At 68.6% G+C, this 12,685-nt stretch carries 5 protein-coding genes; 4 read left to right on the top strand and 1 reads right to left on the bottom strand.

Going from position 1 to position 12,685, the window contains the following annotated elements:
* Positions 1-84 precede the first annotated feature (84 nt).
* The 4 genes from ACIHFD_RS67145 (at position 85) to istB (ending at position 12,521) form a co-directional block, all read left to right on the top strand.
* Positions 85-9,438, top strand: coding sequence for an RHS repeat-associated core domain-containing protein (locus ACIHFD_RS67145; RefSeq protein WP_397375848.1), 9,354 nt, complete (start codon positions 85-87; stop codon positions 9,436-9,438).
* A gap of 46 nt (positions 9,439-9,484) precedes the next feature.
* A complete protein-coding gene (locus ACIHFD_RS67150) occupies positions 9,485-9,688 on the top strand; it encodes a hypothetical protein (protein WP_397375849.1) in 204 nt (67 codons plus the stop codon).
* A gap of 361 nt (positions 9,689-10,049) precedes the next feature.
* Entirely contained in the window at positions 10,050-11,645 is a 1,596-nt protein-coding gene (istA, locus tag ACIHFD_RS67155) for an IS21 family transposase (RefSeq protein WP_397375852.1), read from the top strand.
* 93 nt (positions 11,646-11,738) lie between these two features.
* Positions 11,739-12,521, top strand: coding sequence for an IS21-like element helper ATPase IstB (istB, locus tag ACIHFD_RS67160; RefSeq protein WP_397375850.1), 783 nt, complete (start codon positions 11,739-11,741; stop codon positions 12,519-12,521).
* Here istB and ACIHFD_RS67165 read toward each other — a convergent pair.
* A partial coding sequence (locus tag ACIHFD_RS67165) for a transposase (protein ID WP_397375851.1) occupies positions 12,461-12,685 on the bottom strand: 225 nt, incomplete at its 5' end. The genes istB and ACIHFD_RS67165 overlap by 61 nt on opposite strands.

A 12,685-nucleotide genomic window follows, 5' to 3' on the forward strand; every position in this document is an offset into this window, starting at 1 on the left:
GGCCAGCCGTGTGCGGCCTCGCACACGGCACCCGCGGCGGAGGGGATCCAGAACGGCTGGTCGATACGCTGGCGCGTGCGGGCCGTGGTGCAGTCCACCGCTTCTCCCGGCGCGGTGGTGGCGGGTCCGTGGTCGGACTGGCAACTGGCGCGGGTGGACACCGCCAAGCCGCTCGTGACGGGGGTGTCGGCCTCGACGGGACAGCTCACCTCCGGGTTGTGGACGTTGTCGTCCACAACCCCGTACTTCTCCGCCTACGGCGCCGACCCGGAGTCGCGGTCGTTGAAGCTGGAGGCGCAGGTCGAGCACGACCCGTCGGCCACCGCCCAGGGGAGCGGGCTGATCTGGTCCGGAAACGGCTCGATGTCGAGCGGATCGTGCTCGACCTGGAGCGCCTGCTCGCTGCAGGCCCCTGCCGTGACCGCGGGCAAGCTCAAGGACGGGTGGCTGATCCGCTGGCGCGTCCGCGTCTCCACCTCTGCCAACGTGGCGGGACCGTGGTCGGAGTGGCAGATGGCGCGGGTGGACACCTCGAAGCCGGTCGTGTCGGACCTGTCCGTCTCGACGGGGCAGCTCGCCTCCGGGTTGTGGACGTTGTCGTCCACGACCCCGAACTTCTCGGCCTACGGCGCCGACCCGGAGTCGCGGTCGTTGAAGCTGGAGGCGCAGGTCGAGCATGACCCGTCCGCCGCCGGGCAGGGCACCGGGCTGATCTGGAGCGACAGCGGGCAGGTGTCGAGCGGTTCGTGCTCGACCTGGAGCCGCTGCTCGTTGCAGACTCCTGCCGTCACGGCCGGGAAGCTGAAGGACGGCTGGTTGATTCGCTGGCGCGTCCGCGTCGCCACCTCGGCCGGTGTGGCGGGACCGTGGTCGGAATGGCAGGCCGCCCGGGTGGACACCTCCAAGCCGGTCGTGTCCGACCTGTCCGCCTCGACGGGGCAGCTCGCCTCCGGGTTGTGGACGTTGTCGTCCACGACCCCATATTTCTCGGCCTACGGCGCCGACCCGGAGTCGCGGTCGTTGAAGCTGGAGGCGCAGGTCGAGCATGACCCGTCCGCCGCCGGGCAGCGCAGCGGGCTGATCTGGAGCGACAGCGGGCAGGTGTCGAGCGGTTCGTGCTCGACCTGGAGCCGCTGCTCGCTGCAGACTCCCGCCATCCCAGCCGGGAAACTCAAGGACGGGTGGCTGGTCCGCTGGCGCGTCCGCGTCGCCACCTCGGCCGGTGTGGCGGGACCGTGGTCGGAGTGGCAGATGGCGCGGGTGGACACCTCCAAGCCGGTCGTGTCCGACCTGTCCGCCTCGACGGGGCAGCTCGCCTCCGGGTTGTGGACGTTGTCGTCCACGACCCCATATTTCTCGGCCTACGGCGCCGACCCGGAGTCGCGGTCGTTGAAGCTGGACGCGGAGGTCGAGCATGACCCGTCCGCCGCCGGGCAGGGCACCGGCCTGATCTGGAGCGACAGCGGGCAGGTGTCGAGCGGTTCGTGCGCCACCTGGAGCCGCTGCTCGCTGCAGACACCCACGGTGACGTCCGGCAAGCTGAAGGACGGCTGGCTGGTTCGCTGGCGCGTCCGGGCGTCGACGTCGTCCGGCGTGGCCAGTCCGTGGTCGGAATGGCAGACGGCGACGGTCCAGGTGAGCGGCACCGCGGGGAACGGCTTGGGCGCCGTCCCGGCCACGCGCGGCAGCGACACGTGGACGCTCTCCTCGGCCACCCCATGGCTGTACGCGAAGGTGACCGACGCCGGCGGCTCGAAGCTGGTGCTGGGCGCGGAGATCGAGCACAACCCCGCGACCGGCCAGGGCACCGGCGTGATCTGGTCCGGCAAGGGCGCCACGAGCTACGCCTCCAGCGGCAACGCCTGGGTGCAGGTGCCGGCAGGCAAGCTGACCGACGGCATGAAGATCCGCTGGCGGGTCCGCGGCGTCACCACCGCGGGCGCCGAAGGCGAGTGGTCGGCGTGGCAGGCGGCCACCGTGGACCTGCGCAAGCCCAGCGTGGACGGCCTGGGCATGGACCCTGCCATCCGCGGCACCACCTCCTGGACCGCCGAGTCGCTCACTCCGTCGATGTACGCCAGGGTGACCGACCCGGACAACCGGCTCAGCAGGCTGAACGTCGAGGTCGAGCACGACCCGGCCAAGAGCGAGCAGGGCACCGGCCTGATCTGGACCGGCACCTCGGACAAGGAGTACGCCTCCGGCACCAGCGCCTGGGCGGCCGTCCCCGCCGACAAGCTGACCGACGGCTGGCAGATCCGCTGGCGCGCCCGCGCCACCACCGCCTCCGGCGTCTCCGGGCCCTGGTCGGACTGGGTGTACGCGACCGTGACGGCCCTGCCGTTCGAGTCGTTCTCCCCGGCCCACAACAGCCAGGTCGGCACCCTGACGCCGGTGCTGTCGGTCAACGCCCGCCCCTACAACAAGGGCGAGGTCAAGTACTGGTTCCAGCTCTGCGCGGGCAGCGCGCCCAACTGGCGCTGGTGCAAGGACTCGGCGGAGAAGACCGAGGACTGGACCAAGGAAGGCGTCTGGCAGGTGGTCGATGCCCGGCTGAAGTGGGGCGAGACGTACTCGTGGATGGCGAAGGCCGCCACCACGTACACCACGGTCACCTCGTCGTGGCGGACCTTCACCCCCGTTCCCGACCAGGGCAACATCAACGGCCTGCTGGCCGCCGGCACGCAAGGTCGCGAGTTCAACCATGTCTCTGGCAACTACGCGTCCACGGCGACGGACGCCTCGGTGACGACGGTGGGGCCGCCGCTGTCGGTGAACCGTACGTACAACAGCCTGGACCCGCGGACCGACGGCATCTTCGGCGCCGGCTGGACGACCCGCTGGGACATGCGCATCGAGGAGGAGCCGACCGGGAGCCTGCTGGTGACCTATCCGGGCGGCGAGCAGCTGCGGTTCGCGTCCATGGGCAACGGCGCCTACGCGCCGCCGTCGGGGACGTTCGCGACGATGGCCGCCGAGCAGACCGGTGGCTGGCGCCTGATGGACAAGTCGGCCACCTCCTACTGGTTCGACGCCTCGGGCCTCCTCTCGAAGATCACCGATCACCGGGGGCGGGCGCAGGAGCTGACCCGCGGCGCCGACGGCAAGCTGGCCAAGGTGGCCGCGACGGGCGGCAGGTCGCTGACGTTCACCTGGGCCGGCAATCACGTCGCGAGCGTCTCCACCGACCCGGTGGACGGCAACCCGCTCACCTGGACCTACGCCTACGAGGGCGACCTGCTGGTCAAGGTGTGCCCGCCGACCTCGGCGACGGCCTGCACGACCTACGAGTACGGGACAGGCTCGCGGTACAAGAGCGTGGTCACCGACTCCGGGCCGAAGTACTACTACCGGCTGAACGAGGGCGAGACCCGTACCGGCACCGTCATCGCCAGCGCAGCGGGCTGGAACATCACCGAGCAGCAGGCCAAGCTGAACGGGACCACCCCGGCGGACCTCGGCGCGCGAGTGCCGGGCGCGCTGGCCGGCTCGCCGGACACCGCGATGCGTTTCAAGGGGGCGGCGACCTCGACGTACGTGCAGCTCCCGGCCGATGCGATCAGCGGTCAGGGCGGCGAGCCGGCGGTGGAGGCGTGGTTCAGGACCACCACGTCCGGCACGGTCATCGGGATGCAGGGCGCGGACAACGGCACGCCTCCGTCGTTCGTGCCGGTGATGTACGTGGGCACCGACGGCAAGCTGCGCGGCCAGTTCGGCACCGGCACTTCCACCACCGCGCACACCCCGCTCACCTCCACCGGTGCGGTGAACGACGGCAACTGGCACCATGCGGTGCTGTCGTCGGTGGAGACCAGGCCCGCCTCGAGCACGAGGCCCGCCGAACACACGCAGACCCTCTACCTGGACGGCGTCGCAGTGGGCACGCTGGCCGGCGAGGTCCAGCACCACGAGATGGCGGAGACCCGGATCGGGTCCGGGTACGGCTCCCCGGCCTGGCCGTCGAGCACCACCAGCACCGCGCCGTTCCCGTTCAACGGCGACATCGACGAGGTCGCGGTCTACGGCAGGCCCCTGAGCAAGGCGGCCGTGCAGCGGCACTTCGCGGCAGGCAAGCCGCAGCCGCAGCTCACCAAGGTAACCCAGCCGTCGGGCCGCGTGTGGGCGGTCAACGTCTACAACCCGGACGGCGGCCGGCTGGTGACGCACACCGACTCCAACGGCGGCACCTGGAAGCTGTCGGACCCGGTGTACACCAAGCAGACCACCCTCTCCACCTTCGCGACCGTGACGGTGACCGACCCGCACGACGGCGTCGTCACCTACGTCGCCGACGCGCAGCGTGGCTACCGGCAGGTGTCGGTGACCGACCAGGTCGGAGCGACCACGAAGTGGGCCTATGACGTGGGCGGATACCCGGCCAAGGTGATCGACCCGAACGGCAACGTGGTCGAGCTGGCGTTCAACGCCCGTGGGAACCTGCTGGCGAAGAAGACCTGCAGAACGGCGGGCGCGAACTGCTCGACCGAGTACTACGACTACTTCGTCGACGTCGACAAGCCGTTCGACGCCCGCAACGACGTGAAGATCGGTGAGCGGGACGGCCGGTCCGCCTCGGCCGCCGACGAGACCTACATGACCTCGTGGACGTACAACTCGTTCGGAGAGGAGACCAGGACCACGACTCCGGCGACGGCGGACTTCCCGGCCGGGCGCAGCACGGTCAAGACCTACACCGACGGTACCGAGCCGGCCGTCGGCGGCGGCACGACGCCCGCAGGCATGGTGAAGTCGGACAAGGACTACAAGGGCTACGAGACCACGTACGCCTTCACCGCCGCCGGCGACCTCGCGACGGAGACGCTGCCGTCCGGGCTGGTCAAGAAGTACACCCATGACGCCCTTGGGAGGGTGACCGCCACGACGGAGATCTCCGAGGCGTTCCCCGAGGGGGTCACGACCACGGTCGCCTACGACGGGATGGGACGAGTGCTGTCCAGGACCGGCCCTGCCGTCAAGAACGAGGTGGACGGCAAGACGCACACGCTGCGCTGGTCGGCGGGTTACAACGAGGACGGCCTGCCGATGACGGAGACCAATGAGGACCTGACCGGAGGGGACGCGCCGCGTAGGACCGTCTACACCTACGACGCCTACGGCAGGCAGGCGACGATCACCGGGCCCGAGGGGAGCGTGGAGACGTTCGCCTACGACCACAAGGGTCAGAAGATCTCCGCCACCGACGCACGGGGCACGACGCTGGCGTACACCTACACCCCGCGTGGCGAGCCGGCCACGACGGTGCTGAAGGGCTGGACCGGCAGCCCCACCGCGCCGCAGGCGGCCACGGACATCGTGCTGACCTCGAACGCCTACGACCCGGCTGGACGGCTGGCCTCGCAGACCGACGCCATGGGCCGCACCACCGCCTACACCTACTACGCCGACAACCTGCCGGCGGAGACGACGGCCAAGGGCGCCAGGTTGAACGGGTCGGATGCCGTGCGGGACGTGGTGGTGGACTCGAAGGTGTATGACGCCGCCAACCACCTCATCCGCCAGACCACCGGCAACGGCACACTGCGGGTGGAGGCCGCCTACGACGCGGCCGGACGGGTCGTCTCTCAAATCGTGGACCCGGGCAAGTTGAACCGGGTCACCACACCCGTCTACGACGCCAACGGCAACATCACCAAGATCAGCCTGTCCGCGGCGGGCACCGACCGCGTCGAGTCCGTCGAGTACGCCTACGACGCAGGCGACCACCCCGTCCGGCAAACCGTGCACAACGACGGGCAGGACCTGGTGACCACGCTCACCGTGGATGACCGTGGCCTGGTCACGGCGACGACCGACCCGCGCGGCAACGCCGCCGGGGCCGACCCGGCCGCCTACACCACCGACGTCACCTACGACAGCAGGGGCCAGAAGACGCAGGTACGACTGCCGTCGGTGCAGGTGGAGCGGGCGGGCGCCGCACCGGCGACGCAGCGGCCCACGGCCAAGATTGGCTACAACACCTTCGGCGAGCCCACGCAGCAGGTTGACCCTGAGGGCCGGCTCGTCAGCTCGACCCTGGACCGGGTCGGGCGGGTCGTGGAGCAGAACCTCCCCACCTACACGCCTCCCGGCGGACAGCCGGTCTCGCCCAAGGCCACCACCGTCTACAACGCCGCCGGTGATGCGGTCAGCGTGACCGACCCACGCGGCCAGACCACGACCGCGCTCTACGACGGGCTCGGTCGCAAGGTGCAGGTCACCGCGCCCAGGACGGGCTCGGCCGCGGCCGGAGTGTGGAACTACGGCTATGACCTGCTGGGCGAGGCGCTGTGGACGACGGATCCGACCGGGGCGCGTGCGGAGTCCACGTACGATGATCTCGGCCGGCAGATCACCTTGACCACAATCGAGCGCAAGCCGTCGCAGGCGGTGTACGTGACGAAGATGGAGTATGACGACGCCGGTCGGGTGACCAAGACGACCCGGCCGACCGGCGACACCTCCATCCGCACGTACGACGCCACCGGCGCGCTGGCCGGGCAGACCGACGCGCTGGGCAACACCACGACGTTCGGCTACGACCTCGCCGGCCGCCCGACGACGACCACCAACGCGCTGGGCCTGACCAGCAAGGCTGGCTACGACCTGGCCGGCCGCAAGACCCGGATCCAGGAACTGGACGACGCCGGTGCGGTGCTGCGCACCCACACCATCGGCTACGACCTGGCGGGCAACGCCACCAGTCAGACCTCCGGTGAGGGGCACACCACCGAGCGGTTGTTCGACGCCGCGAACCGGCTGATCGAACAGCGCGAACCGATCTCGGCGACCGAGAAGATCACCACCACGTTCGGCTACGACGCCGCGGGTGCGCAGACCCGCTCGACCGACGGCCGCGGGAACGCCACCTACGCCACCTACAACAGCCTGGGCCTCCTCGAGTCGATGATCGAGCCGAGCACCGCCGCCCACCCCGACCCCGCAGACCGGACCTGGACCACCCTCTACGACGCCGGCGGTAACTCGGTGACCAGCCTCCTCCCCGGCGGAGTGCGCGTAGACCGGATCTTCGACGAGCTGAACCGCCTGGTGAAGCAGACCGGCACCGGCGCCGAGGCGAACACCGAGGACAAGACGTTCGGCTACGACGCGGCGGGCCGCCTGACCGCCGCCGGCGATCTCAACTTCACCCTCAACGACCGCGGCCTGCTGCTCAAGACGACAGGCGCGGGCGGCGACCTCAACGCCTACGCCTACGACGCCAACGGCCATCTGGCCCAGCGCGTCGACGTGACCGGCACGTCCACCTTCACCTGGGACGGGGCCGACCGGCTGACCCAGTCGATCGACCCGGTCAGCAACACCGCCATAGACTACGGCTACGACAAGGCCAACCGGCTGACGTCCATGGCCTACGGGACCTCGGGCGCGCGGCGCAGCTACACCTACGACGCGCTGAACCGGCTGACCAAGGACCAGCTCACCACTGCCGCGGGTGGCGCGATCGCCTCCATCGAGTACGGCTACGACCTCAACGACAACCTCACCTCCAAGACCACCACCGGCACGGCCGGGGCCGGGACCAACACCTACGCCTACGACCAGTCCAACCGACTCATCTCCTGGACCGCCCCGGGCGGCACGAAGACCGCCTACGAGTGGGACGCCTCGGGCAACCGGGTCAAGGCCGGCGACAAGACCTTCACCTACGACGAACGCAACCGCCTGACCTCGGGCGACGGACACACCTACACGTACACCGCACGCGGCACCTTGCTGGAGGATTCGGCCGGGATCGTCCGGCGCACCAAGTTCGACGCCTTCGACCGGCTCATCAACGACGACGCCGTCACCTACGGCTACGACGCTCTCGATCGTATGGAGACCCGCACACAGAGCGGGCAGACCTTGTCCTTCGCCTACGAGGGGGTCAGCAACAACCTGGTGGCCGTCACCGACGCCAACGGCGCCAAGCGGGCCATCTTCGGCCGCGACGCGCTCGGCCGCACTCTCGGCATCAACGACGGCACCGGAGCCCAGCTGGCCTTCTCCGACCTACGCGGCGACCTGGTCGGGGCCTTCGCCACCAACGCGACCGCTCTGGCTGATTCGGTGGCCTACGACCCCTTCGGCGAGGTCATCACGCGCACCGGCCCCGAGCATGCGCTTGGCTATCAGGGCGGCTACACCGACCCCACGACCCGCATGATCAACATGGCGGCCCGCTGGTACCAGCCGACCACCGGCAGCTTCGTCTCGCGCGACACCCTCACGCAGAACCCCGACCCGTCGGTCCAGCTCAACCGCTACGCCTACGCCAACAACAACCCCCTCACCAACGTCGACCTGGACGGGCACAAGAGCACGTCGAAGAAGAACCCGGTCGACACCTATGAGGAATGCAAGGGGCAGAAGAAGAAGAGCAAGACGTGCGGAGAGATCATCTCCGACCACAATCGGTGCGTCAAGGACTACGGAAAGTCGTACTGCAAGGAGTCCGAGAAGGAGTACACGACCTGCCGCAAGGAGAACGGCAAGAGCTACTGCAGCGCGACCAAGGACGTCTACGGGGACTGCCGCGCTGACGCGAAGTCCCACATGGGAGTGGTCTCGAAGGGCGGCAGCCCGGGGTCGTGCAGGGACGCAGCCTCGACGTACGCGGAGTGCCGGGCCGCGGTGATCGATCGGCCGACCTGTCTCGACGCGAAGGACAACTACATCGCCTGTCGCGCCGAAGGAAGCACGAGAAAAGTCTGCATCGAGGATGCCGGCAACTATCGAACCTGCCGGGCCGGCCATCCCAACTCCAAGGAGATGTGCGGCAACGCTTCGGACATGTATCGCGGCTGCCGTTACGGCAACAAGACCAGCCAGCCCGTCTGCGCCGCGGAGAGTGATTACTACGTCAAATGCCGGGATCAGGCGAAGGACGCCAATCACAACGACTGCAAATCCTTCGCCGGCAGCTATTCCGACTGCATGTCCTCCAAGCAGTACGGCAACCATTCGGCGCAGTTCTGCAACACCGCGTACGACTCGCAGATGACGTGCATGAAGACGGATCGCGTCAAGGACTGCAACTGGGTCGACGACGTCTACCTGGAGTGCGCGAAGAAGATGAAGGGCGAGCAGCCCTGCACGCAAGGGGGCGGCTTCACCGGGAAGAAATGCAATGCGAAGGGCGGCGACTGCGTCTACTACCTGAGCAACTCCGCCGCGAACCTCCTCGCGGCCGGCCTCGGTTCGATCACGGGGTTCGCGGAGGCATTGTGCGGGGTAAGCGCCGCCACAATCATCGGCATACCGCTGGGAGTTGTCTGCGGGGCGGCGGCCGGAATCCTCGGCGTGGCGACAGCGGTGATCCTGAACAACAACAAGGGGAACGGGATCTGGTTCAAGTTCAAAACGGGCACGTACTATGATCAGCAGTCCGGAATGTTCATGCCGATGATCAAGGAACTGAATATTGGATCGCAGTAGGTCGACGTCGGGGCGTGGAATACGAATTCTTCGCAGGGTGGTGGTGATGGCGTCCGCGTTCTCCTTCTGGAGCGCCGCCACCCTCATCGTCGCCACCATGCTGTCCGACCCGAAGTCCTGGGCGGTCCCGCTCCTGATCGGCGGATCCCTTCTGGCGGTCATCGGGAGTGTGCTCACCGCCCTTGAGCGGCGACACTCCTCCGGCGCCGACGAGAGTGACGTCACACCTCGCGATGGGGACGTCGGCTGATGGGAGACGTCTCGGTCAGCGCCGGCCGGGCCGTCTCCCATGAGGCCTGGGGCAGGTGCTGCAGGAAGGCGGTACCTGTCGCGACGTGTGAGCGGGCATTCCGGTCACGTCATCGGGCGGCAGAGGTCCCACGACGTGAGCGAGCCCTGCCCGCTTCGCTCACCCGTAGTGCTCCCCGACCAGTGTCGACGATCACAGAATTGAGCAGGCGTGAGCCCTCTGCGATCACGTAATTGACCACCTCGATCACGTTATTGACCCTGGTCACGGCGTGCGTGTCGGGATGGACCTGGTCATCGGAAGATCAGCATTCTTGCCCTCGTCACGGGACGGGGGGCCGATGGCGAGGAGGAGCTTCGACGTGGTGGACATCACCGAGATCCTGGTGCACTGGCATGCAGGCCGGTCGAAGAACGAGATCGCGGACAGCTTGGGGGTCTCGCGTAACACGGTGCGTAAGTACGTGGCCCCGGCCGAGGCTGCGGGAATCGCTCCAGGCGGGATGGCGATCAGCTCGGCGGAGTGGGCGGCGCGGGTGCGTGAATGGTTCCCGGAGCTGACCGACATCCGGCTGCGGCAGGTGACCTGGCCAACGATCGAGCAGCACCGCGATTACATCGTCGCCCAGCTCAAGGCCGGAGTGACGGTGGCCACGATCCACCAGCGACTGCGTGATGAGGAAGGGCTGGCGGTCAGTATCGCCTCGATGCGCCGCTATGTGCACGCCAACCTGCCCGAGGAGGTGCGCGCCTCGCAGGTGCGGGTGCTGCGGCTGCGCGAGGCAGAACCAGGCGAGCAGGGGCAGATCGACTACGGCCAACTGGGCCGCTGGACCGACCCGAAGACCGGGCGCCGTCACATGGTGCAGGCCTTCGTGATGGTGCTGCCCGCCTCCCGGCACATGTTCGTCTACCCGGTGCTGAAGATGGACCAGCAGGCGTGGAGCAGCGCGCACGTGGCCGCGTTCGCCTTCTTCGGCGGCTGCCCGACCCGGCTGGTGCCCGACAACCTCAAGACCGGGGTGGACCGGCCCGACCTTTATGACCCGAAGATCAACCGCGCCTATGCCGAGTTGGCCGCGCACTACGGCGTTCTGGTCGACCCGGCCCGCTCGCGAAAGCCACGCGACAAGGCCAGCGTCGAGCGGCCGATGCCCTATATCCGCGACAGCTTCTGGCGCGGTCGGACTTTCGCCAGCATGGAGGAGATGCGCGAACAGGCCGCCCGCTGGTGCATCGAGGTTGCCGGGGCCCGCGCCTGCCGCCCACTGGCCGATGCCGCGCCGCTGATGGTCTTCGACGCGATCGAGGCTGAACGGCTGGCGCCGTTGCCCGCCACGCCATTCGTGCTGTCGCGCTGGAGCAAGGCCAAGGTCGGCCCGGACATCCACGCCCGGGTGGAGCGGGTGCTCTACTCCATCCCCTGGCGATATCTGGGCCGACAGCTCGATGTCCGCTCCACTGCCACCAAGGTGCAGTTCTTCTTCGGCGGCGAGCTGATCAAGACCCACCCGCGCAAGCTCGCGGGCAAGCAGACCGACCTGGCCGACTACCCGCCGGAGAAGGTCGCCTTCCATATGCGCACCCCGGCCTGGTGCCGCAGCAAGGCCGAGCAGATCGGCCCCGCCTGCATCGAGGTGATCGCCGACCTGCTGGGCGAGAACGCGTTGTATCGGCTCCGCGCCGCTCAAGGGGTGCTCGGCCTGGCCGACAAGCACAACCCCGAGCGCCTGGAAGCCGCCTGCGCCAAGGCGCTGGCCGTCGGCGACCCCTCCTACCGGACCGTCAAGGGCATCTTGGCCGCGGGCACCGAGACCGACCCCGCGCCGGCCAGCCGCGGCGACGGCGGCGCCGATGCTTTCCTGCACGGCCCCGACGCCCTGTTCGCCGACGCCTACCAGGGCCACATCGCCGAGGTGATCCCGTTGCGCGAGGCCAGCGCCCCGGCCGCCAGCTGACACCCTGACCGCGCTGACCAGGCTCACCGCGAAGTACGGCAATCACACTCGCGCTGAACCAGCGCACCACGAACCATCATGAGGAGCTTCACCATGACCACCATCACCCCGATCGAGACCGGCGCGCTGGACAAGGCGCTGCGCGCGCTCAAGCTCGGCGGCATGCTCGACACCCTGGACGCCCGCCTGGCCCAGGCCCGCGCCGGGGAACTTGGCCACATCGACTTCCTTCAGGTCCTCTGCGAGGACGAGATCTCCCGCCGCGACACCATGGCAATGCAGCGACGACTGCGCAAGGCCCGCTTCGAGCAGCAGGCCACGCTGGAAGGCTTCGACTTCGGCGCCAGCCCGAAACTCCCCGCCGCTCAAATCCGCGACCTGGCCGCACTGCGCTGGCTACACGCCGGCGAATCGGTCATCCTCTATGGCCCGGTTGGGGTTGGAAAGAGCCATATCGCCCAAGCCCTCGGTCACCTGGCCATCCGGCACGGCGCCGACGTCCGCTTCGTCAAGACCAGCCGTGCACTGGCCGAGTTGGCCGGTGGTCACGCCGACCGCACCTGGACCCGCCGCCTGGCCGAGCTCGCCCGACCCGCCATCCTCATCTTGGACGACTTCGCGATGCGGGAGCTCACCGCGGCCCAGGCTGACGATCTCTACGAGCTGATCAGCGAACGGACCGGCAAATCGATGATCCTGACCTCGAATCGGCAGCCGACGGATTGGTATCCCCTGTTCCCCAACCCCGTCGTCGCCGAGTCCCTGCTCGACCGTTTGATCAACAACAGCCACCAGGTCTTCATGAACGGGCCACGCTACCGTCCCAACAAACGACCCGGGCGCGCCGCGACCCCCAGCACGACGAACGCGGGATAGAACAGAACGCAGACCGGGACCTGGTCAATTACGTGAACGCAGCCCTGCTCAATAACGAGATCGTTCACACCGTGACGACGTCGTCCGGATTTGCGTTTGCCGGCCGACTCATGATTTCCCGGGGCCAGTCCCGACCAGGCGGCGAGTTTGGCGGCGGTGGCGAA

The sequence above is a fragment of the Nonomuraea sp. NPDC051941 genome (assembly GCF_044593615.1).

Bases quoted from the DNA above. Each gene is read 5' to 3' on its own strand.
- ACIHFD_RS67150 (WP_397375849.1), top strand. From the start codon at position 9,485: ATGGCGTCCGCGTTCTCCTTCTGGAGCGCCGCCACCCTCATCGTCGCC.
- istB (WP_397375850.1), top strand. From the start codon at position 11,739: ATGACCACCATCACCCCGATCGAGACCGGCGCGCTGGACAAGGCGCTG.